The 22986-nt window shown below is 48.0% G+C and carries 19 protein-coding genes and 3 pseudogenes; 19 read left to right on the top strand and 3 right to left on the bottom strand.

Translation table 11 applies throughout. The features are described from left to right. Nucleotides 1-51 precede the first annotated feature (51 nt). The 11 genes from DESYODRAFT_RS08635 (at nucleotide 52) to DESYODRAFT_RS08685 (ending at nucleotide 10825) form a co-directional block, all read left to right on the top strand. The gene (locus DESYODRAFT_RS08635; RefSeq protein WP_007781902.1) at nucleotides 52-501 is read left to right on the top strand and encodes a MarR family winged helix-turn-helix transcriptional regulator; all 450 of its coding nucleotides are present in this window, start codon (nucleotides 52-54) and stop codon (nucleotides 499-501) included. Between the two features lie 231 nt (nucleotides 502-732). Beyond that, entirely contained in the window at nucleotides 733-2973 is a 2241-nt protein-coding gene (locus tag DESYODRAFT_RS08640) for a molybdopterin-containing oxidoreductase family protein (protein ID WP_007781905.1), read from the top strand. 15 nt (nucleotides 2974-2988) lie between these two features. Then, nucleotides 2989-5001 (top strand): oxidoreductase, encoded by a 2013-nt coding sequence (locus tag DESYODRAFT_RS08645; RefSeq protein ID WP_007781909.1) that lies wholly within the window; start codon nucleotides 2989-2991, stop codon nucleotides 4999-5001. Between the two features lie 2 nt (nucleotides 5002-5003). Continuing rightward, entirely contained in the window at nucleotides 5004-6110 is a 1107-nt protein-coding gene (locus tag DESYODRAFT_RS08650) for a 4Fe-4S dicluster domain-containing protein (protein WP_007781913.1), read from the top strand. Between the two features lie 138 nt (nucleotides 6111-6248). Beyond that, nucleotides 6249-6548 carry a hypothetical protein gene (locus tag DESYODRAFT_RS08655; RefSeq protein ID WP_007781916.1) on the top strand — a complete coding sequence of 100 codons (300 nt, stop codon included), beginning with the start codon at nucleotides 6249-6251 and terminating at the stop codon, nucleotides 6546-6548. A 63-nt stretch (nucleotides 6549-6611) separates the two neighbouring features. After that, entirely contained in the window at nucleotides 6612-8351 is a 1740-nt protein-coding gene (locus DESYODRAFT_RS08660; protein WP_169315915.1) for a sensor histidine kinase, read from the top strand. Further along, nucleotides 8323-8994: a response regulator gene (locus DESYODRAFT_RS08665; protein WP_007781921.1), complete on the top strand. Its 672-nt coding sequence runs from the start codon at nucleotides 8323-8325 to the stop codon at nucleotides 8992-8994. Before DESYODRAFT_RS08660 ends, DESYODRAFT_RS08665 begins: the two co-directional genes overlap by 29 nt. Before the next feature lie 210 nt (nucleotides 8995-9204). Further along, nucleotides 9205-9771 (top strand): RNA polymerase sigma factor, encoded by a 567-nt coding sequence (locus DESYODRAFT_RS08670; RefSeq protein ID WP_007781923.1) that lies wholly within the window; start codon nucleotides 9205-9207, stop codon nucleotides 9769-9771. Next, nucleotides 9761-10144 carry a hypothetical protein gene (locus DESYODRAFT_RS08675; RefSeq protein WP_007781926.1) on the top strand — a complete coding sequence of 128 codons (384 nt, stop codon included), beginning with the start codon at nucleotides 9761-9763 and terminating at the stop codon, nucleotides 10142-10144. The genes DESYODRAFT_RS08670 and DESYODRAFT_RS08675 overlap by 11 nt, the downstream gene beginning before the upstream one ends. A 111-nt stretch (nucleotides 10145-10255) precedes the next feature. Then, nucleotides 10256-10498 carry a Nif11-like leader peptide family natural product precursor gene (locus tag DESYODRAFT_RS08680; protein ID WP_007781929.1) on the top strand — a complete coding sequence of 81 codons (243 nt, stop codon included), beginning with the start codon at nucleotides 10256-10258 and terminating at the stop codon, nucleotides 10496-10498. An 84-nt stretch (nucleotides 10499-10582) separates the two neighbouring features. Next, the gene (locus DESYODRAFT_RS08685) at nucleotides 10583-10825 is read left to right on the top strand and encodes a Nif11-like leader peptide family natural product precursor (protein ID WP_007781930.1); all 243 of its coding nucleotides are present in this window, start codon (nucleotides 10583-10585) and stop codon (nucleotides 10823-10825) included. Between the two features lie 77 nt (nucleotides 10826-10902). Here DESYODRAFT_RS08685 and nlpM read toward each other — a convergent pair whose 3' ends face one another. Then, complete coding sequence (gene nlpM, locus DESYODRAFT_RS08690) at nucleotides 10903-12294, bottom strand: nif11-like peptide radical SAM maturase (RefSeq protein WP_007781933.1); 1392 nt, start codon at nucleotides 12292-12294, stop codon at nucleotides 10903-10905. A 213-nt stretch (nucleotides 12295-12507) separates the two neighbouring features. Here nlpM and DESYODRAFT_RS08695 point away from each other — a divergent pair, with 213 nt between their 5' ends. The 8 genes and pseudogenes from DESYODRAFT_RS08695 to DESYODRAFT_RS08730 all read left to right on the top strand — a co-directional run bounded on the left by DESYODRAFT_RS08695 (nucleotide 12508) and on the right by DESYODRAFT_RS08730 (nucleotide 21964). Further along, nucleotides 12508-13635, top strand: a complete 1128-nt coding sequence (locus tag DESYODRAFT_RS08695; protein ID WP_007781936.1) for an ABC transporter substrate-binding protein — start codon at nucleotides 12508-12510, stop codon at nucleotides 13633-13635. A gap of 13 nt (nucleotides 13636-13648) precedes the next feature. Continuing rightward, complete coding sequence (locus DESYODRAFT_RS08700) at nucleotides 13649-14620, top strand: NHLP bacteriocin system secretion protein (protein WP_007781938.1); 972 nt, start codon at nucleotides 13649-13651, stop codon at nucleotides 14618-14620. A 17-nt stretch (nucleotides 14621-14637) separates the two neighbouring features. Further along, nucleotides 14638-16881 carry an NHLP family bacteriocin export ABC transporter peptidase/permease/ATPase subunit gene (locus DESYODRAFT_RS08705; protein ID WP_007781941.1) on the top strand — a complete coding sequence of 748 codons (2244 nt, stop codon included), beginning with the start codon at nucleotides 14638-14640 and terminating at the stop codon, nucleotides 16879-16881. Nucleotides 16882-16965: 84 nt separating this feature from the next. Then, nucleotides 16966-19704, top strand: coding sequence for an NHLP bacteriocin export ABC transporter permease/ATPase subunit (locus DESYODRAFT_RS08710; protein ID WP_007781943.1), 2739 nt, complete (start codon nucleotides 16966-16968; stop codon nucleotides 19702-19704). A 42-nt stretch (nucleotides 19705-19746) separates the two neighbouring features. Continuing rightward, entirely contained in the window at nucleotides 19747-20226 is a 480-nt protein-coding gene (locus DESYODRAFT_RS08715) for an FAD-dependent oxidoreductase (RefSeq protein WP_042338371.1), read from the top strand. Next, nucleotides 20198-20509 (top strand): annotated as a pseudogene (locus DESYODRAFT_RS08720) (IS1634 family transposase); the annotation flags it as partial. The gene DESYODRAFT_RS08715 and the pseudogene DESYODRAFT_RS08720, both read left to right, overlap by 29 nt. A 324-nt stretch (nucleotides 20510-20833) precedes the next feature. Beyond that, nucleotides 20834-21174: pseudogene (locus DESYODRAFT_RS08725) on the top strand (PadR family transcriptional regulator). Then, nucleotides 21155-21964, top strand: a complete 810-nt coding sequence (locus DESYODRAFT_RS08730; protein WP_242833572.1) for a permease prefix domain 1-containing protein — start codon at nucleotides 21155-21157, stop codon at nucleotides 21962-21964. Before DESYODRAFT_RS08725 ends, DESYODRAFT_RS08730 begins: the two are co-directional and overlap by 20 nt. A 514-nt stretch (nucleotides 21965-22478) precedes the next feature. On the opposite strand, the pseudogene DESYODRAFT_RS27175 reads toward DESYODRAFT_RS08730, so the two are convergent. Next, a pseudogene (locus DESYODRAFT_RS27175) lies at nucleotides 22479-22574 on the bottom strand (type II toxin-antitoxin system mRNA interferase toxin, RelE/StbE family); the annotation flags it as partial. Next, the gene (locus tag DESYODRAFT_RS08735; RefSeq protein ID WP_007781953.1) at nucleotides 22561-22833 is read right to left on the bottom strand and encodes a type II toxin-antitoxin system RelB/DinJ family antitoxin; all 273 of its coding nucleotides are present in this window, start codon (nucleotides 22831-22833) and stop codon (nucleotides 22561-22563) included. The pseudogene DESYODRAFT_RS27175 and the gene DESYODRAFT_RS08735, both read right to left, overlap by 14 nt. Between the last annotated feature and the right edge of the window lie 153 nt (nucleotides 22834-22986).

A 22986-nucleotide genomic window follows, 5' to 3' on the forward strand; every position in this document is an offset into this window, starting at 1 on the left:
ATACAATTAATTTCTCTACCAATAAAATAATCAGTGAAATGAGGTGAGATAATGGACGCATCAAATGATAAAAGCAGGAGTCCGTCAAAATATGTATGCTTCAAGTTGAGCCGGGCAATGCGGAAGGTTCACCGCTATTACGAAAGCAACCTTTCCCAGTACGGAATTACTCCCGCACAATTTTATGTGCTGAGTGCAGTGTGGGAAAGAGATGGCTTAAAATTCAAGGACCTTGCCAAAAGTTTGGATATGGACGGATCAACTCTTACCTCTATCTTAGACCGCATGGAACGCCTGGATTTAGTGGAGAGAAGAAATGACCCGGAGGACAGACGTTCCCTTTTGGTATTTCTGAAGGAGAAAGCCAAGCATAAATTTGCTGAAATAACCCACTTGGCTGAAGAACTCCAACAAGAAATCAAGGAACGCTTTTCGGATGAGGAATTTGCCGCTTTCGAGAGAGTTTTAGATAAGTTCTCTCAGGAATCAAGTGATTCTTAGCTTCAGATAGAGTTTGCCCAAGAGGAACACTTACTCCAGCTGAAGCTTAGAAGAACTTATCCAGGGACGTAGCAGCCGTTATCTCCCACTTATAGAAGATGGGAGTTTTACGGCTGGTAGTCATCGGATAAAGGGGCAGGTTCTCTAAACTGATTGGCATTGGCCATAAGGGGGGATTGGAAAAATTTTTACATAAAGATAATTGAATATTCAGAAGAGGAGGATTGCCGGATGGATGATTGGAGAAAAACCAGTTGTGTACTATGTGCTCAAAATTGTGGTTTAGAGGTTCAAGTGGAGAATAACCGGATGGTGAAGGTCAGACCCGATAAGGACAATCCCCGCAGTCAAGGATATGCCTGCCGGAAAGGACTCAATATTGCTTATTACCAGCATCATGACCAGCGCTTAACCTATCCCCTGAAAAAGGTTGGGAAAGATTTTGTACCCATCACCTGGGATCAGGCCCTGACTGAGATCGCGGAGAAACTAAGGACCATAATTGCAGAACATGGTTCCCGTTCCCTGGCCGTAATGGGCCTGGGCGGTTTGGGAGGCCACAGTGAAGCGGTTTTCGGACTCCGCTTGCTGCGAGCCCTGGGTTCTCAGTATTACTACAATGCCTTAGCCGGAGAACTGACCGGTTTGTATTGGGGATACGGACGGACTGTGGGAAGGCAATACAATGCGACCATTCCCGACCACCATCAAACGGATATGTTGGTCGCCATTGGCTGGAACGGATGGATGAGCCATCAAATTCCCCAGGCCAGACGGATACTTAACCAGATAGCGAAGGACCCTGAGAAACTTTTGGTGGTCATCGACCCGCGCCGCTCAGAAACGGCGGAAAAAGCTGATATTCATTTGGCTTTGCGGCCGGGCACGGACGCGCTCCTGACACGTGCCATGATCGCCATCATACTCCAGGAAGGCTGGCATAACCGGGAGTATATTGAGCGTCATGTCAGCCAGTTTGAGCGGATCAGCCCCTGGTTTAGGGAGTTTGATGCCCGTGAGGCCTGCAAGGTTTGTGAGCTTGACTTTGATCAGGTCAGGGAGGTGTCACGTCTCTTCGCTACCCGCAAATCCTCCCTTCATCCTGATCTGGGTGTGCTCATGGGCCGGCACAGTACCCTGACAACCTATTTGGAAATTATTTTGCTCACAGTCTGCGGACGGCTGGGCGTACCCGGCGGGAACGTGATTCCGGGTTATCTGATGCCCATGGGCTCCCACAGTGATGAGCGGAATTCAAAGTTCTGGCGTACGGTTGCTACTAATTACCCAGCCATCATGGGCATGTACCCGCCCAACGTGCTGCCGGAAGAAATCAGCAGCGACCACCCGGAACGACTGCGTGCCGTGCTCATTAGTTCAAGTAATCCCTTACGTTCCTTTGCGGACACCACCGCTTACGAAGAAGCCTTTTCCAAGCTGGATCTGTTGGTTACCGTGGACATAGCTATGTCTGAGACGGCCAGGGTGTCCGATTATGTTCTCCCTGATCTTTCAGCCTATGAACGCTGGGATACAACCTATTTTTCCTGGGATTACCCGGAAATTTACTGCCAGATGCGCCGGCCTGTTATAAAAGCTGAGGGTGAATGTCTGGAGGGAAGTGAGATCTGGACCCGTCTGGCGGATAAATTGGGGATTATTCCGGAGATTCCGGAGTCGTTGCAGGAGGCAGCTCAGAAATCCCGTTTGGACTATGGTCAGGCGTTATTTTCTTATGCGAAATCCGATCCGAAGATAGTTGCTGCGCTGCCCTTTGTGGTGGCTAAAACCCTGGGCAAAGAAATGGGTTCGGCAAATCTGGCCTGGATGTGGGTTTTGCTTCAGACCGTGCCCAAGGATTTCCGTGCCAACGCAGCCCGGGCAGGCTTTAAGCCAGGTCCAACCATGGGGGATGATATTTTCCAGGCCCTTGTCGATCACCCGGAGGGTATGTGGATTGGCTGTGCTGACCCGGATAACAACTTTGCCAACCTGCGTACGGAGGATCAGCGAATCAATCTCTATATCCCGGAAGTGGAGGAATGGGTCGGCAGTATCACCCCGGAGCTTGAGCAGAAGCAATTGCAGACTGACGAAGATTACCCCTTTATTCTCATGGCCGGAAGACACATGGACATGAATGCCAATACCCTGATACGCAATCCGGAGTGGAACAAAGGGCACCGGGCCTGCACGCTGGCTATGCATCCTGATGATGCCGCCAGGCTGGACCTGAATGATCAGCAGATTGTCAGGGCAGCGACCGAGGCAGGATCCGTGGATATCGAGCTGGAGATAACGCCGGCCGCCAGACCGGGAACGATCATCATTCCTCATGGTTTTGGGCTTTCCTATAATGAGGAGGAATATGGGGTTAATGTCAATCAGTTAACAAAGAAGACCCATCGAGACCCAATTGCCGGTACTCCGCTGCACCGATATGTCCGCTGCAGAGTCGAAAAAGTAGAATAGGGGAGGTTTTTCAAGATGTCAATCCTTTTTTCGCCCGCTCAAATTGGTACACTTCAGCTTCGCAACCACCTGGTTATGACGCCTATGCACTTAGGGTACAGTCCTCAAGGGGAAGTAACTGATCAGCTGATCGAGTTTTATCGAGCGCGAGCCCGCGGGGGAGTGGGTTTAATCGTGGTTGGCGGGTGCGGAATCGACCGGATCGGCAATGCTTTCGGTATGACTCAGCTTGATGAGGATCGCTTCATTCCGGGACTTCGCCGTTTAGTTGATGCCGTACACGCTGAAGGTGCTAAAATTGTGCCCCAGCTTTATCAAGCGGGAAGGTATGCTCATTCTGTTTTAACAGGTCAGCCCGCGGTGGCGCCTTCTCCGATTCCTTCCAAATTGACCAGGGAAACTCCTGTGGAGCTTACCGAAGAAAAAATCAAGGAAGTCATCGCTTCCTTTGCCGGCGCCGCTAAAAGAGCCCAATCAGCAGGGTTTGACGGGGTTGAGATAATTGCCAGCGCAGGTTATCTGATTTCGCAATTTCTTTCCCCGCTTACCAATCACCGGACAGACCGCTATGGCGGTGACCTTCAGGAGCGCATGACCTTTGGACTTGAAGTAGTGGGGGCTGTGCGTGAAGCAGTCGGACCGGAGTTTCCGATCATTGTTCGCGTAGCCGGCAATGACTTTGTTCCGGGCAGCAATACAAACACAGAATCCCGGGCTTTCTGTCAGGCCTTAGAAAAAGCCGGCGTTAACGCTCTCAATGTAACCGGCGGGTGGCATGAAACCCAGGTTCCTCAGCTTACTATGAATGTACCCCCGGGAGCTTACGCCTACCTGGCTCATGGAATCAAAACCGCCGTTTCTATTCCTGTCATAGCCTGTAATCGGATTAACACTCCTGAATTGGCAGAGGGTATCTTAGAAGAGGGATTAGCCGACTTTATCGGCATGGCCCGCCCTTTGCTGGCGGACCCTGAACTGCCCAATAAAGCCATGAGCGGTCAATCAGGACGGATTCGCCCTTGCATCGGATGTAATCAAGGCTGCTTAGACTATGTCTTCCGCCTCAAACCAGTCAGCTGTTTGGTCAATGCGGAAGCAGGCCGGGAGGCGGAACTGGGCCCAATCAGGCAAGCTGCGGAAACTCAACAGATCCTGGTGATTGGGGCCGGTGCCGCGGGGATGGAATTTGCGCGGGTCGCGGCCCTGGGCGGACATGAGGTTACCATTTGGGAAGAGAGCGGACAGACGGGAGGACAATTAGCCTTGGCGGCAGCCCCTCCGGGACGGCAGGATTTCTTATACTTTGCTGACTACTTAGCCAATGCCTGCCGGGAACTGGGAGTAAGGATTCAGTATAATACCAAGGCAGCTCCGGACAAGATTCTGGCCGCTGTGCAGAATGGACAGTTTAATAGAGTTGTTCTGGCCACCGGAGCCCAGCCTATCACTCCGCCGATCAAAATTGAAGCAGGTGCAGAGGTTCTTCAGGCGTGGGATGTATTATTAGGCCGTAAGAAAACGGGGCGAAACGTGATTATCGTCGGCGGCGGAGCTGTGGGTGTGGATACTGCTCTGCTCTTGGCGGAAGCAGGTACGATGGACAGTCAAACCCTGCGATTCCTCATGCTGCAGCAAGCGGAAACAGATCAGGAACTTCATCGCTTGTTGACTCAGGGAACAAAAACGATTACTGTTTTAGAAATGGCTAAAGAAATCGGACGGGATATCGGTCCCAGTACCCGCTGGTCCATGTTAGCCGATTTGAAGCGCTATAAGGTGAATTGTCTGAGCAAACACACTGTGCTTGAAATCCGCTCGGACGGTGTTCTGGTGGAGAGCGCCAATGACGGTGTTCAGAAAGTTATTCCAAGCGATACGGTGGTTTTAGCAGTAGGTTCCTGTTCGCGGAATGAACTCTATCAAGCTTTGCAGGATAAGATAGAGAATTTAAGTATTATCGGAGATGCGGTTAAACCACGCAAAGTCCTTGATGCAGTGCATGAGGCTTATGCTGAGGGGAGGAAATAAATTTGGGCCACGGTATTAATGCTAAAGATGAGATATACCATGCGCTGGCTGAACGTCTAAGCAAGACTCCGGAAGGTGCGCCAATTAATGAACACCTCATGGCAATACTTCATCGTCTTTATACGGAAGGCGAAGCTTTAGTGGGCAGCAAATTTTCTTCAATACCTATGCCTTTGAAAAAGATCTCGTCTCTCACAGGTGTAGAAGAAACGGAATTAAAAGCAATCCTTGACGGAATGTCTGATAAGGGTTTGGTCCTGGATATTCCGCGCAAGGATACAGTCTATTATATGCTAGCTCCCATGTTGGTTGGATTTTTTGAATATACTTTTATGCGGACAGGGGATCATGTTCATCTTAAAGAGTTAGCTGAGTTATTTGAAACTTATTTTCATAGCCCGGGTGTGATGCAGGAAATTGCCGGCCTGGATACCAAAGTTATGCGAACCCTGATTTATGAAAATGTTTTGCCTTTAGCAGTTGAAACTGAGGTTTTGGACTATGAGAAGGCGACGGAAGTTATCCGGCAATCCGGAGGCGGAGCCATAACCATGTGCGCGTGCCGCCACGAGGCCTCTCATCTGGGCACAGCCTGTGATGCTCCGCTGGAGGTTTGTATTTCCCTGGGCGGCGCGGCCCAATGGATCATACGTAAGGGCTGGGGCAAAGCGGCAACTGTTGAGGACCTGCTCAATGTGCTTAAACGAACCCAGGAACTTGGCTTAGTGCATCTGTGTGATAATGTAATGAATAAACCAACCTATATTTGTAACTGCTGCGGCTGCTGCTGCAAGGTTCTGCGGGGTATCAATGAACAACAGGTTTTTGCTACCCATCCCAGTAATTTTATTCCCTCCGTGGAATTGGAAAGCTGCATTAGCTGCGGGATTTGCGCGGAAAGCTGCCAAATCCATGCGATTGCTATGACAGCTCAAGAGGATGGCAGTGAAGTACCGGTCATAAACAATGAGGTCTGTATCGGCTGCGGAGTATGTTCCGCTGCCTGCCCCAGCGGAGCGCTGACCATGTCCGGCCGTTCAGTCCGGCTGGTGCCTCCGGAGAATGTCAAAGAGAAGTTTCAACGCATGGCGCTGGAAAAGGGCCGCTGATCGGGATGATTCTCTTCAGTATTAACAGAAGTTGAGTATTCAAGTTAGCTTAGGAGTATATACAAAATTATAGAAGATCTTAGGCGCACGTTAAATTCTAACGTGCGCTTTTCTGTGTTAACCCAGAGAGGTAATAAATTGCGTATTTGGAAGAAAGGCTTTAATAGTCGGACACAAAATCGTCACAATGCAGCCAAAGCAGTTGACGGAAATACAGCCACTCGCTGGTCCAGTGTGTTTAGCGACCCCCAATGGATTTACGGAAGCGACTCCATTGTAACCAGCTGCGAATATGATAAAGACAACCGGCCGACCAAAATGATTTTGAACAGCTTACGAGAACTCCAAAAAAAGACGGGATTAAAAAATATTAACTGGAAATATCGTTCTATGCGTGAGAAAATAGATTTAGGATTAATAAGGAAATATTTATTTTAAGAGCAAAATGAGAGGAAAAGATATTAAAGGAAACCTAAAATGGTATTGGTTGGGGGAGAACGTGTGAATTATCAGTATCATCCTTATATCATGCCGGTCATTGCCTCAGCCTGTGTTTCATTATCCCTGGGGATATTTACCTTGTTAAAGCGCAGGGATGTCAAAGGCGCTAAAAGTTTTATGATTAGTATGTTTGTAGTAACTATTTGGTCCGGGGGCAATGCCTTGGAAATCGCAGGTTCAGATTTACCAACCAAACTTTTTTGGGCAAATGTCCAGTATTTTGCCTATTGCTATTCCCCGGTAACCTTACTGGCCTTGTGTATGGAGTTTACAGGCTTTGACCGCTGGGTTGACAATAAAAAAGTGCTTCGGTTTGCCGTCCTGCCCGCAATTATCCTTCTGCTGGTCTGGACAGATCCCCTGCACAGTTTAATTCGCTATAACCTACACATGGATTATAGCGGCACTTTTCCGGTAATTGCCAAAAGATATGGCCCAATGTTTTATATTCATGCCCTGTATTCCCATTTTTTAAATTTTTTTGCCTGGGTATTGTTATTCAGGGAGGTCTTTTTTAGAAATACCGTCTACCGGAAGCAGGCCGCGGCTCTTCTCTTGGGAATAAGCTTCATTGTTTTGCCGAATATCCTATATATTTCAGGCTATAGTCCGGTAAAAAGATTCGACCTGACCCCCGTCTTCTTTGCTCCCGCCGGTTTAATTATTGCCTGGGCTATTTTTCGCTATAAAATGTTTGATGCTGTCCCGCTGGCCTGGGCCACCGTAATCAGAACCATGGAGGCTGGGGTTATGGTTTTAGATCTGCGCAACAGGGTTCTGGATGTTAACCCTTTCTTTGCCAATATGGCCGAAATAAATCCTGCGCTGGTTCTAACCAAACAGGTGGACGAAGTGTGCACAGGAATTCCGGAGCTTATCCAGTTTTGTACAAGTCCAAATATGACTCCCAGTGAGTTTTCCAGAATTGTTAACGGGCAAACCAAAGTTTATGAGGTCTGGATTTCTCCGCTTATGGACCAGAAAGGAAAACTCATTGGGCGGTTGGTAGTTATCAATGATATAACCCAAAAGAAACTGGTTCAACAGGAATATCAGAAACAACAGTGGAAGCTTGCTGTTACAGAAGAAAGGGAACGTCTGGCCAGGGATCTTCATGATAATTTGGCACAAGTGCTCGGCTTTCTTAATTTTCAGACGGAGGGGATCCGGCAGGAACTCCTGAACGCTGGAGTAACCATTGCCAGGCCTCAGATTGATAAACTGGTGGAAGTTACGCAAGCCGCTCACGCTGATATCCGCGAGTATATCCGCCGGGCCAGAAACTCAGGGTTTATGGATAAAAACTTTGCGGAGGCTCTTGCCGGAGATATAAGGAGTTTTGAGGAACAGAGCGGTATCAAGGTTCAACTGGATATTCCTCCCGGCTTTACCGGGCGAGAGCTTAAACCCCTGGTTCGAATCAATCTGCTGAACATTATCAAAGAAGCCTTGAATAACATCAGGAAACATGCCGGAGCCGGTGTGGTCAGTCTATCCCTGGTCAGAGCGGAGGGACAGTTATCTGCTGCTATAGAGGATGATGGCAGAGGGTTTGACTCAAAACCGGACGAAGACACCAACCATGGGTTTGGTTTAAATATTATGCGGGAACGGGCTTGGGAAATAGGTGCTCAAATTGAGATTGTTTCGGCAGAAGGGAAAGGGAGCCGGATTACCTTGCTGGTCCCGTTGGAAGAGGTGAGAAGGGAAGATGCCGGGGAAAGTGATGCTGGTAGATGATCATGACTTATTCATGGAAGGGCTGAAATACCTGCTCGGAACCTATGGAATTGAGGTTGTCTGCTTAGTCAAAGACGGCAGTAAGGCCTTGACTCAGGCCAGGCTTCTGAAGCCGGACATTATTTTAATGGATATTAAAATGCCGGATTGCTGCGGGTTGGATGTCTTAAAACAGATTAAGGCCGATATGCCGGAAATTAAGATCGTCATGCTGACCACTTCCGATGAGGATGATGACCTTTTTGACGCTATTAAATACGGGGCTTCGGGTTATCTTTTGAAAAATACCAGTGCCAGAGAGCTGGTAGATATGCTGTCCGGTTTGGAAAAGGGAGAGGTTCCTTTGTCTCCGTGCCTTGCTGCCAGGCTTTTAAAAGAATTCAGACGCAAAGGTGCGCCTGCAGACGTTTTCTCTCAGCAGGCCCGGGAAGAGGTTAGACGAAGGCATCTCACGGAACGGCAGCTGGAGGTGCTGGAGATGGTTGCCGGGGGCATGACCTATAAGGAAGCGGGAGCGGCTTTAGGACTTTCAGAACGCACTATTAAGTATCATATGGAAAGAATTATTGACCAGTTCCATTTGGAAAAACGGGCTCAGGTTATTGCCTATGCAGCCCAGATGGGGCTTATCAAAGGCAAGTAAATGAAGATGATTGATAAAAGTACAGTCTCTAATCCGGAGACTGTACTTTTTTTGTTGGCAAGACTGCACTTTCGCACATTGTTAAGAAAAAGATTAGCAAATAAAATTAAAATATCAGCTGTATTTTTGGAGTTTTCCTTATAAGAGATAATCCTCGAATAATATTGACTAAATATAAGTTGCATATGTTCCAAGGAGGACTACAAGAAAATGTTCACGCAGACCCAAACCGAGGAAAGGTCATTGGTTTCTCCGGCCGATGATGATCGTGCTTTTATTGAGTTGTATAATGCTTTTTTTTCTCGGGTTTACAATTATGTGCATTATCGAGTGAACGATTTCCATGATACTGACGATTTAACCAACCAGATTTTTCTCAAACTCTTTACCAAACGAAAATGTTACCAGCCGGAAAAGGCGCCGTTTTCAGTATGGATATTCAGAATCGCCCGCAATACCGTAACAGATTATTATCGCCGCCGGGGGCGAAATACTTATGTTTCTTTGGAAGAAACGGAAGAGCTTGAAGATTCCGGATTTAGCCCTGAAGATGCTGTCGAGTCTAAGGACATGCGGCGGCATTTGCATAGGGCTTTGGCTTCTTTAAGTCAGCGGGAGCGGGAGATCATCGCCTTGAAATTCTGGAGTGGTTGTACCAACAGGGATATCGCTAAACTAACTGGGATCAGCGAAAGCAATATTGGTGTTATCTTATTTCGGGCCATGCGGCGGCTGCGTCAAATCTTGGAAAGCCGGGGGGTTAACATTGATAACTGATCAAACGAAGGCCGAACTGTACCTCGCCTACCTGGACCGGATACTGACAGGTGAAAAAGATATTGGACCGGTCGAGGATGCCGAAGTAGCTAAACTCTTGGGGCTGGCCCAAAGCATGATTACTGTTGACTTCAGCACAAACAAGGAAATCAGGGAGAGACTGCGAAGAAAGCTTCTGGCTCACTTGTCGCCTGAAGATACACCCAACCAGGCAATTGACGTCAAGGTCAACCGGACAGAAGAGGACGAGCTTACGGATGAAGATCTGGCATATGCAGCCGCCGGTCTGGAGAGACAAGCCGGAGAGACAATTTGTCCTTATTGCGGGGCAAGGACCATCAGCCTGGGAAGATGTCCCTTCTGCAGCAGGTAGGGTCAAAATTTGAAATAAAAGTACTTTTAGGATGTAATAAAGTCAAATGTTCAGCGTATTAACCATTGAAAATGCAAAGCAAGTGGTCAATAAAAAATGGAGGTTGGAAAGATGAGTATTGAATCAGCAAAAGCTTTCGTAGCAAAGCTCAAGACGGATGAGGGGTTTGCCAATCAGGTTAAGGCCTTCCCGAATGCCGAGGAACGCTTAGCGTTCGTGAAAGAATCAGGTTTCGATTTTACGCCGGAAGAAATTAAACAAGTGGATGAAGAACTTAGCGATAATGAGCTGGACGCGGTTGCCGGCGGCGATCATTGGTGTGAAAATGCTTTTTGCTGGACATTTGGTTATTAAGAACTGTAACCGCACAAACAAAAGCCGGCTGTTCCTCTAGTAGCCGGCTTTGCAATTGAAAATAACCAAAGGGGTGGTTATGAAGTGAGTACGGAATCAGCAAGGAAATTTATCGAGAGGTTAAAAACAGACGAAGGATTCAACAGCAAGATAAGAGAATGCCGCACTGCTGAGGAGCGCATGGTCATAGCGAAGGAAGCCGGGTTTAGCTTTACGCCTGAAGAGATCAAAGAAATCCGGGAAGAGCAGCTCAGTGACAGTGAACTGGATGCCGTTGCAGGTGCCGGGTGCAGGGAGAATTTATTCTGTGACAGCCTATATTATTAAATCCAGGTGCTGGAAGAGGGCGCAGCGAAGGCTTTACTTCGCTGCGCCCTCTGTGCGCCACACATGGAATAAAAATGTCAAAAATCAAGGGGGCAGGGTTTCGGGGGGAGTATATCCCCTCCCAGCAGGAAAGCCAGATCCTCAGGGTCCAAACAACCAATGATCGCGGCGGCCAGTTCAAGTTCCCGGCGTCTCAAGCGGCAGATCTCCTCCGATGGTGTGGTCAAGGAGCCGCGGGAGCCCACATTATCGTGTTTGCAGCCGCCGGCACAATAATAGCGGGCCAGGCAGGCGGTGCAGAGCGGGTTGCTTCTGGCAGGACTTTCCTGATATTGCTCCCTGTTCAGCTTAGACTCAAAAACGGACCCGATTTTATAATCCGCCATACCCACAAAACGCTGGCATAAATAGACATCACCTGTAACCGAGACCGCGACCATCCCCAGCCCCGCACTGCAGGCATAATGCAATTTTTTGTTATGGAACAAAGCGCTTAGACCAAAATATAAGAAACTTTTATTTTTGAGTTCCAGCAAAGCCCCTACATCTCTGCTCCGGGTAAGGCTGATCCAGGTTTCGGCCTCCTGCTCCAAAAGATCGAGGAGGTTGGAGATGTCACGCTCCGCTTTTTGCTTATCGGCTTCTCCGCAAAAGAGGCTTTGGGAAGACGTGATAACCGATATTTTTTGAAAACCGATTTCTTTCATTGCGTCCTTAACCACTTGGGGATCGGTATTGCCGACAATTACGGCATGACCGGGGGTATCGGGCAAGAAGGTCAGCAGGTTCTTTATTTTGGGTACGACAACATCATAAGATCCTTGACCGCCCACAAAGGGGCGTTGGAGGTTATGAATCTCCCGGGGACCGTCAATGCTGATCATGACGGAAATACTATGGTTGCGGATAAAAGCGATTTGTTCATCATCCAAAAGGGTAGCATTGGTCGTGCAGTGGAATCTCACTTCTTTACCAGTCTCTCGAACGCGTTTATTGGTGTACGCTACAATTTCTTTCATCAGCGGAAACTTTAAAAAAGGCTCTCCCCCAAAAAAGCCCAGATGAATCTTTTTCATATCCCTCGATTGTTCAATTAACCAGTCCACAGCCTGATAGGCAGTCTTTTCTTCCAGACTGCCGCCTGTTCCGTATCCCCCCCCATTTCCATAACAGTAAACACAGTTTAGGTTACAGGACTGGGTCAGAAAAAGGCACATGTTGATAATGGGATAGGGTTCTGTTCTCAGCGGTCGTAGTTTTTTCTCCCAGCCTTCTGAAATGATACCAATTTCTTGCAGCTTTTTTTCTGCTCCGGCCGATAATAATACTTCAGGCTGAGCGGACAGGCTTTCAAGGATTTTGGCTGTGGGAGCATCAATGGCCTTAGCGCACATCCCTTCAATATTAATGACATAGGGGCTGCCCTGATGATAAAACAGGTGAAAGGGCATTATATCTTTGCTGCTCAACGCGCTATCCTTCTTTCCTTAGATTTTCGGCCTGCGGAGGGCTTTTCCTCCGGCTTCATTTGTTAATACGATAAACAAGAGGTACTATTACAAAAGCTTGTAATATTTTCTCAGGTTGTAATACTTTCTTTGCTCTAACGTACTAACTTAAAGCATAGAGACTTAGAAAATCGTTCTAATCTCAGAATGATCAAGCAAAAGGCAGGAGGGGCTATGTTCGATAAAATGTGTCGGATTTTTCAAATCCTTTTTCTTTGTCTTGGTTTAATCTTTTTGTCCGCAGGATGCACCCGGCCGGAAGAACCACGGGAAATCGTCATTGGGGCGGTTTGGCCCTTTGCGGCTAATAATGACCTTTTTAATGAAGGAATCGATCTGGCCGTTAAAGAGATTAACTCTGACGGAGGGGTTAACGGCAAGGAATTAAAACTGCTCAAAGAGGACGACAATTCCGAGGTTGTCAAAGGGATCTCCATCGCCGAATCGTTGGCTGGCAATAAGTCCGTCCGGGCAGTCATCGGGCACCGCAATTCTTTTGTTTCTCTTCCTGCTTCCGCAGTATACGAACAAGCCGGACTTACCATGCTGTCCCCCACTTCCACGGACCCGGAACTTACCCGTAACAATTATCGCTATATTTTCCGCGGCCTTCCCAGTGATGACGAAATCGCGGGGAAACTGGCAGAATTCTTGGGAGGACAGGGCTTAAAACAGATGGTGGTTTATTATTCCCCGGATGCTTACGGGACCGGCTTAGCCAATTCTTTTGAAGACCAGGCTAAGCGGAAGGGCATCACGATAGTCGATCGTTTTAACGATTACTCGGGTATAGAAGAACTCAAACGGCTGCGCAGCCGGTGGCAGGCGTTTAGTTACGACGGTGTTTTCATTGCGGCCTCGATGCCTGAAGGAGCCCAATTTATTCATGATGCCGGAAAAGCCGGGATCAAGGGGACTTTTGCTGCCGGGGATGCCCTCGACTCTCCTAAACTGGCCGTCATAGGAGGAAAAGCGGCGGATGGGACGGTGGTTGGCTCGGTGTTTGATTCAGTTAGTGATCGACAGGAGGTACAACGTTTTGTCGCGGCCTTCCAGAAAACGTACCAGGAAAAACCCACTTCCGATGCAGCCTTGGGTTATGATGCCGTAAGGATGCTGGCAGCTGCGATGCAAAAAAGCGGCAAAGAGGATCGGGCTTCGATAGCTGAAGGATTAAGGAATTTGGGTAAGTGGCCGGGTGTCTGCGGGGTCCATGAATTGAGTGCAGAGGGAGACGACCTGGGCGACTTGGCAGTCCTAAAACAGTTGCAGGATGGGAAATTTGTTTTCTTAGAAAAGTAATGAGGTGCTGGGTATGGAGCAAAAAATATTCCGGGAAGTATCCTTAAAGAGGCTTTCTTCGCCGGAACAACTGGATCAACTGATCAAAGTTACTTCACCCAGGGGATGGCTGGCCCTGGTCGCTCTAATCCTTCTTTTGGCTGGGGTGATCGTCTGGAGTTTTGCCGGCAGCATTCCCACGAAAATAGCAGGACAGGGGATCCTCTTAAATGACGCAGGCGTTTTTTCTTTAACTCATGACACTTCCGGTCTGGTCCTCGACGTGCGTTTCACTGCCGGAGATAAAGTGAAAAAAGGAGATATTATCGCTAGAATCGAACAATCGGAATTGGTAAAAGAAATTAATGGTCTGCTTGATACCCTCCAAAGTTTGGAAAAGGATGGGGACTCAGCCTCTCTTAAATATCAGAGCTTGAAAAACCAGGTAGAGCAGCTGCGGCAAGAATTGGGCTACCGCTCGCAAATCGTATCACCAATTGAGGGGCGGGTTTTAGCCATGAATATGCATCCCGGCAGTATCGTTCAGCCGGGGCAGACCCTGGCGACACTGGAGCAGTATGGCGCCTCGGTCCGGCTGCAAGCCGTGCTCTATGTTGCCGCGGAGCTTGCGGGAAAAATCCGGCCGGGGATGGAAGTACAAATCTCTCCGACAATTGTCAATAAAGAAGAATATGGCTATATGCCGGGCAGGGTCATTTCCGTTGCAGAATATCCGGCGACTGTCCAAAGCATGATGCAAACTCTGGGCAACGAAAACCTGGTCTCTTTATTGACGGGGCGGGGTGCCCCCTTAGAGGTCCTAGTCGACCTGGTACCCGACAACAGTACGGTCAGCGGATATAAGTGGTCTTCACCGGCCGGACCGCCCCTCGCCATGGCTGGCGGAACGCTGGTGCAAGGCGATGTCGTGATTGCCAGAGAAAAACCGGTTGCCAAGGTGATTCCCTTTTTCGGGGCACAGACCGCTGAAAACGGTCAGAAATAAAGCGGGGGATTAAGCAAGTGGGCAGAAATAAGGTGCTAAATAACAAAGGAATAACTTCGGCCATAACCAGGGTACCCACCGTCCTCCAGATGGAAGCAGTGGAATGCGGGGCAGCCTCTCTGTCCATGATTTTAAGATACTATGGGAAATATGTGCCCTTAGAGCAGGTCAGGGCAGCCTGCGGTGTATCCCGGGACGGCAGTAAGGCCAGTAATATCCTCAAAGCAGCCAGGCAGTATGGTATGGAGGCCAAAGGGTTTCGCAAGGAACCGGAAAGCCTGAAAAAAATGCCCCTGCCGGTTATTGTTCACTGGAACTTCAGTCATTTTTTGGTCCTGGAGGGCTTTCGTAAGGGTAACGTTTATTTGAATGATCCCGCTTCCGGCCGGCGGAGTGTAACGGAAGATGAATTTAACCAGTCCTTTACCGGTATCACCCTTACCTTCACTCCTAGGCCGGATTTTGAAAAAGGCGGCAGAAAGCCCAGCTTGGTCTCCGGTCTCCTTAAACGACTGCGCGGTTCCCAGGCCGCTTTGCTTTATGTGGTGCTGGCTGGACTGGCACTGGTCATTCCAGGCTTGATTCTTCCTGTTTTTACTAGGATTTTTGTTGACGATATTCTATTGGCCGGAAAAGATTCCTGGCTGGTTCCCTTGCTTTGGGGGATGGGATTGACGGCGGTTGTTCGTGGGATTCTTACCTGGCTCCGACAATATTACCTGTTAAAATTGGAATCTAAAATTGCTCTGGCGTCCTCCAGCCGGTTTTTGTGGCATATTTTAAAGCTGCCGGCGGAGTTTTTTGCCCAACGCTCCGCCGGGGACATCGCCTCCCGCATGCTGAGCAATGATCGGGTAGCTAAATTGCTCTCGGGTAAACTGGCAGCCTCCGTTTTAAATCTGATTATGATTGTTTTCTATTTTATTTTGATGCTTCATTATAATGTCATCTTGGCTTTGGTTGGGCTGGCAATTGCTCTCATCAATATTTTGTATTTGAAGATGGTTGCGGCTAAACGAAAAGACACGAACAGCAAGCTCTTAAAAGACCGGAGTATGGTTACTGCAACCGGGATGACAGGCTTGCAGATTATTGAAACCCTCAAGGCCACCGGTTCGGAATCGGACTTTTTTGCCAAGTGGGCAGGTTATCAGGCTAAAGCTCTGAATTCAGAACAGGAATTAGGGGTTTCTTCCCAATACCTGGCGGTACTTCCTGCCTTTTTGACGGGAATTAATAACACCCTGATCCTGGCCTTTGGTGCCTTTTTTATTCTGGAGGGACAATTGACCATCGGCATGCTGGTGGCTTTCCAAAGCCTGATGACCAGCTTTATGACCCCTGTTACAGAAATTGTGGGGCTGGGGGCGGAGCTGCAGGAAGTGGAAGGGGAAATGAACCGCCTGGACGATGTCTTGCAGTACCCTGCCCGGCCGGAAACAGGGGACGAAGAAAAAGCGGAAGACGCAGAGAAAATGGAAGAGAGGGTTAATGCTGAGAATAAGGATCAGGGCGGGAGAATTTGCCCGGCTGGGCAAAAGTTAGAGGGCTTTATAGAACTGAAGGGGATCACCTTTGGTTACAGCCTCCTGGAGCCTTCCCTCATTGAAGATTTCAGTTTAAAGCTCAGGCCCGGATTTCGGGTCGCCTTGGTAGGCGGTTCCGGCAGCGGTAAATCCACCGTAGCGAAAATTCTGGCTGGAATTTACAAGCCCTGGTCCGGGGAAATCCTCTTGGACGGCCGCCCTAGGTCAGACTGGCTCCCGGATGTGATCACTAATTCCCTGGCCATGGTTGACCAGGAAATCTGGATGGTTGAGGGCAGTGTGCGGGACAATATCACCCTGTGGGATGAAACGGTTTCGGAATTCGAACTGATACGGGCGGCTAAGGATGCCTGTATTCATGAAGACATCACATCCCGGGCAGGCGGTTATGACCAAAGGGTGGAAGAAGGCGGGAAGAATTTCAGCGGCGGGCAAAGGCAGCGTCTGGAGATCGCCAGGGCCTTAGTGCAAAATCCCGCAATTATAATCTTGGATGAGGCTACCAGTGCCCTGGACCCCTTAACTGAAAAAATAGTGGATGAAAATATCCGGCGCCGGGGATGTACCTGTGTGATTGTAGCCCACCGTTTGAGCACCATCCGGGACTGTGATGAGATTATCGTTCTGGAGAAAGGGAAAATCGCCGAGCGGGGCACTCATGAAGAATTGTATGCGCGAGGCGGCCTTTATGCCGGCCTGATCAAAACCGGCTGATCTGCAGAACGGCAAAAAGGGGCCTTCAGAGATATTTATATATGCTTGGCACTAAGCGAGTTTTCTTTATAAAGCAGGTGAATTATGGCTATTGCAGATTTTTTTGAGAGAGAAGGCACTAAGGTCTTATTAGCGGGCAGCAAACCGCAAATGCTGGACGATCCTGGTTTCGTCTGGTTTGTCGGGCCGGAGAAAGTTACTGTCTTTATAACGGCTTTGTCCATGGATAACCAGCCGGGAGTTAAGAATTTTCTGTTTGAAGCCGGACCCGGTGAATTGCTCTTTGGCCTGACCCCGGAAGAGCTTCCCCAAAAAACGGCTTTAATGGCATGCGGGCGGCTAGGCTCCAGCCTGATCCGGCTGGAAGCAAAGCGGCTCGAAGAGTTTCAGTCAGAGGAAATATCCCGGGAAAGAGCCAGGTTGACGGCCTGTTGGCTGGAAAATCTGAGGAAAGCCGCTGGCGGCGAGATAATTGGGCAAAGCAGGGAACCTAATCTGGCCGATAACGCTTTAAGTGAGGTTGCAGCTTCAGGGGACCTTGGTCAGAGCGAGTATGATCACAGTCTGGCTCTGCGCGCGATCACAGAATCTTGGCAGGAAAAAAGGCAGACGGAAGCAAAACGCCTGCAAAAAAGGAAAGACAATGACCTGTGGCTGATGGACAGTGTACTTTCTCGTCTTGCCTCCCTGAATAGCAAAGAGGAAGAAAGGGGTCTCGACGAGGAAAGCGGCGATCCGCTGCTGGATGCCTGCCGTCTGGTAGGGCAAAGCATGCAGATCAAAATTGAAACGCCTGATTTAAATAGTCATGATGATGACGGCAGAGAAGGCTATGTCTCGGAGCTTACCTTAGACGCAATTGCCCGCGCTTCCAGTATCCGGATCAGAGAAGTGGCTTTGAACGAGGAATGGTATAAAGAGGACAGCGGCCCGATCCTGGGGTTTAGGGAAGAAGACGGCAGACCGGTTGCTCTGATCCCTGTTTCGCCTGGTGCCTATATTCTTCATGACCCAGTCTTACATAGCCAAAAAAAGGTGGACCGGGAAACGGCTGCTCAAATCAGAGGGTGGGGGTATGTTTTCTACCGTCCCTTCAACCCTAGAGCGATTAAACTGGGTGATCTTCTCTCCTTTGGTTTGCAAAGCTGCTGGAAAAGGGACTTGCTGGTGATTGTGCTCATGGGTATTCTGGGAGGACTCCTGGGTACTGCCGTTCCCTTGGCAACCGGCATCGTCTTTGACAGCATTATTCCTGAAGGAGATAAGGGTGCGCTTCTGCAAATTGCTTTGATCCTGGGGTCAGCCGCCCTGGCCTCGATGTTATTTCAATTGACCCGTTCTTTAGCAACAATGCGCTTGGAAGGAAAAATGGACGGAACACTCCAGGCGGCGGTCTGGAACCGCTTGCTAAGTCTGCCGGTGCCCTTCTTCAAAGAATATTCAGCAGGGGAATTGGCCATGCGGGCTATGGGAATCAGCCAGATCAGGGTCATCCTTTCAGGAACAACCCTTAATACAATCCTATCCGGCATTTTTTCGGTCTTCACTTTTGTTCTGCTATTCTATTACGAAGCCCGGCTGGCCTTGGCAGCTGCAGTACTGGTTGCCCTGGCTGTCCTGATTATGGGGTATCTGGGTTACCGCAAGGTAAGCTGGGAGCGCCAAGTCTTGGAGGTTTCCAACCATATCTCCGGTTTAATGCTGCAGCTGATTGGCGGAGTGATCAAGTTCCGGGTGGCAGGTGCGGAAAAGAGAGCCTTCAGCCGCTGGGCCCGGGAATTTAGTTTACAGCGGAAACTGGTTTTCCGGAGGGAAACTGTGGCCAATGTTTTAACCACATTTTATTCCATATTTCCGGTTCTCTCCAGCATCATTATTTTCTATGCTCTGACTTCCTTAACTGAGCCGCTGCCGGCCGGTCAGTTCGTCGGCTTTTATTCGGCCTTTACGACCTTTATGCTCTCTATGGTTTCATTGTCTGACGCCTTAATCGGCGTTAACCTGGTGATTCCTCTCTACCAAAGGGCCAAACCGATCTTGGAAACCCTGCCTGAAGACGATGAAAAGAAGATTAATCCCCGGGTTTTAAACGGTTCAATTGAAGTAAGCCACGTCTCTTTCCGTTACCGGACTGACGGCCCCCTGGTCCTGGAGGACGTTTCCTTTGAAATTAAAGAAGGGGACTATGTCGCCCTGGTGGGTACTTCCGGCTGCGGTAAATCCACACTCTTTCGGATTCTCTTGGGTTTTGAAAAACCGGAAACGGGAAAGGTTTATTATAATGGACAGGACCTGGCCAAAGCAGATGTCCGGGCTGTGCGCCGGCAGTTGGGTGTAGTGCTGCAAAACGGGCAGCTGATGACCGGCAGCATCTTAAGCAATATAATCGGCGCCAATCCCCGGCTAACCATCGACGACGCCTGGGAAGCGGCCAAGATGGCGGGAATTGAAGAAGACGTCCGGGAAATGCCCATGGGCATGTTTACCATGGTCAGTGAAGGTGCCGGCACCATCTCCGGTGGGCAGAAACAGCGCCTGATGATTGCCCGGGCTATTGTCAATAAACCGAGGATCATTTTCTTTGACGAAGCTACCAGCGCCCTGGACAACCGGACCCAGGCTATTGTCAGCCAAAGTTTGGATAAGCTGCAGGCAACCAGGATTGTCATTGCTCACCGCCTGAGCACGATTATGAACTGCCACAAAATCTTGGTGATGGATCAGGGGAAAATTGTGGAGCGCGGAACCTATCAGGAACTTATGGACAAGGAAGGGGTCTTCGCTGATCTGGCCAGAAGACAGTTGGTGACCTTTTCTCGATAAAACGGATACTCCAGAGTTAGGTTTTCTAACAAACAGATTCTGGTGATTGGGGCCGGTGCCGCGGGGATGGAATTTGCGCGGGTCGCGGCCCCGGGCGGACATAAGGTTACCATTTGGGAAGAGAACGGACAGACGGGGGGACAATTAGCCTTGGCGGCAGCTCCTCCGGGACGGCAGGATTTCTTATACTTTGCTGACTACTTAGCCAATGCCTGCCGGGAACTGGGGGTAAGGATTCAGTATAATATCAAGGCAACTCCGGACAAGATTCTGGTCGCTGTGCAGAAGGTCGAGTTTAATAGAGTTGTTCTGGCCACCGGAGCCCAGCCTATCACTCCGCCGATCAAAATTGAAGCAGGTGCAGAGGTTCTTCAGGCGTGGGATGTATTATTAGGCCGTAAAAAAACGGGGCGAAACGTGATTATCGTCGTCGGCGGAGCTGTGGGTGTGGATACTGCTCTGCTCTTGGCGGAAGCAGGTACGATGGACAGTCAAAGACATTGTCGAGAAGGCCTTTGGTAACCTAAAGGAGAGATTGAATTTCCGTAGAATGCAGGTTTCATCCGAATTATCTCTAAACGGCAAACTTTTTGTTGAGTTTATTGCCCTCATTTATCTATCCTATGTAAAAAAGAAAATGCAGGATGCCAGACTTTTTGAAGCATGGACAATGCAAGGCCTGTTGGATGAACTGGACACCATTGAGTTGTTTGAGGCCCCAGGACATGGTTGTATTCTAGGCGAGGTGACTAAAAAACAAGAAGGTATCTACAGAGCCTTAGGTGTGAATCCACCCTCGTTATAAATTTCGGGAACTCAGGTAACACAGGGAGCAGGACTAGCGAAGTCTATGCTCTTTTTTTATGTCACGAAACGGCCTGACTTCCTACATGACTTTCAGAACAAAAGCGTGTGTGAGCTTATATTTTGAAAGAGTTCAATGGTATTATCTACTGTGCTATAAACACAGTAAACGGAAAGAGATACGTTGGGTTAACAACAGACCTTTTGGACGACAAGGGGTTACGGTTAGAGGAAATGGCTCCCATTCCTGTATTTTTTTTATTGACATATATAGATAATCTATATACTATACTAATATAGATTATCTATATATGGAGGCCCGAATATGGCAATCAATAAAAGTCTTTTAACTGGAAGTACCACCATACTTATCTTAAAGCTACTTGACGAAAAAAATATGTACGGCTACCAGATGATTGAAGAACTCAGAAAAAAGTCAAACAATACTTTTGAGTTAAAAGCAGGAACGTTATATCCATTGCTCCACACCTTAGAGCAAAAGGATATGCTCACTTCTTACGAAGAGACTGTTGATAATGCGAGGGTACGAAAGTATTACAGTATCACAAAAAAGGTCGCAAGCATTTGAACGAGAAAAAAGAAGAATGGGAAACATTTACTGCTGCTGTAAATGCTGTTTTGGGAGGTGCGGGTTTTGCAACCTAGTAAAATAACCGAGTATTTGGAAGTTGTGTGCCGACAGATACGTTGGAAAAAGGCTCAATCTTCTGTTTTAGAGGAAATCGAAAACCATATAATTGATCAAAAGAACGCCTTCATTAGTGATGGACTTAATGAAGAAGAGGCAACAGACAAGGCAATTGCTGAGATGGGCGACCCTATTGTTGTTGGGGAGCAACTTGACCGTGTTCATAGGCCTGGGCTTATTGGCATGAGTATAGGAATACTTTTAGTTCTAGGTATTTTGGGAACAGCGGATATGGGCAACAGTCTATTACGGCTTCTTGGGGTGGGAGACCAAATAGTGCTTGGGATAAATATCCCAATGCTAGGAGAACTAATTTACCTAGTTGGAGTGTTTGTGACCATATCTTCATTTGCAGCTATTTTTGCTCCGAGGAATATAAGTAAAGTCATAATTTGGTGTCAAGGTTTTATCCTGACAGCTATTTACTTTATGGAGGTATTCCCTCGTATTAGGTTTGCTCTGCTCTTGGTTGTTGTCAATATCATTAGCTTCCTTGTCGTATACCGAATCAGTAGAAGTGTTAAAACTGGTCTAATGTCTACTATAACGAGTTTTGCTGGACTTTTTCTATTCGTGGTAGGCACCCAAATTAATTGTTATATGTACAACCACGGAGTGAATGGCAGCTATGGAGGGTTTGAGAATGTTCCTAAAGCCTTAGCAATCATTTGTATTATGTGCTTGGTTCCTCAACTACTGATGGCAGCTTTTATATCGGCAAAAAATTCTAAAGAACGAATAGCATAATTTACAGAAGAGTGACAATGACAATTAATAAGTTACTTACTAGACATAATTTACGTGTCAGGTAAGGAAATTATAAAATTAAGCAGAGAATGATGGAAGATGACTTGTTGGTAATAGATGACATCGCATTGCGTGGATGTTATGGAAAGGATTCAACTGAAAGTTCAGAACTCAGAAAACCGTTAATGGAGTTACGACAAACTATTACCTGAATGGTGACAAAGTGACCCTTCATGGAGCCGGGGCATCCGTGACCGGAGAGCAGGTTTTTTGTGGGCGGCCCCATACCCTAAACCGATAGGGGAATGAAAAACGAGGCGCTTCACAAGGAAGTGTCTCGTTTGCGTCTGTTTTTGTTCCGTTAAGCTATGCCGGGGGATTTTCATATATTGAGTGGGTCGGGCAGAGTAGTCACACGAATTGCACGATCGAGGAGGTGTTGGAAAGTGTCGGGTTGAAGGTAAACTGAATAGAAATGTTTCGGTTAATCTCCATGAGTATTAGAGTAAACTCATTAAAATAAATCACTATGTGTTCCTGTTCGTGTCAAAGACAATATCAAGATGTCCTTTTCAACTTTATAAATTAGCAGCCAGTCAGGAGTGATATAGATCCTCCATTAAAGCACTGACGCTGTCAAAGGCTTTGCTCATATTGCGATTGTTATTGACATCATCAATAGCAGCCAAGGTTTCAGCATTAGGTTGTTCAATGCGGAGGTCAAAAGGAATGCCGCCGTAGCGAACGGAATAACGCAGGAAAATATTCATAGCTGTGGACATATTAAGCCCTAGCTCAGCAAATATGGCCTCAGCCTTGCGTTTTAATTCCTCATCCACTCGAATATTTAAGTTGGTTGTATTAGCCACAATACCAACCCCTTTCTATACTTAGATTATATAGTATTATATGCAGTTATTCAAAAAATTCCCTGATTTGCTTTACGTTGTCATTACAAATCTATATAAAAACTCTCTGTCCCGGAAATCATTCCGAAGGTAAAATTACTTGTAGGAGATACA

This window comes from Desulfosporosinus youngiae DSM 17734 (assembly GCF_000244895.1).
In the GTDB taxonomy this organism is placed as follows: domain Bacteria; phylum Bacillota; class Desulfitobacteriia; order Desulfitobacteriales; family Desulfitobacteriaceae; genus Desulfosporosinus; species Desulfosporosinus youngiae.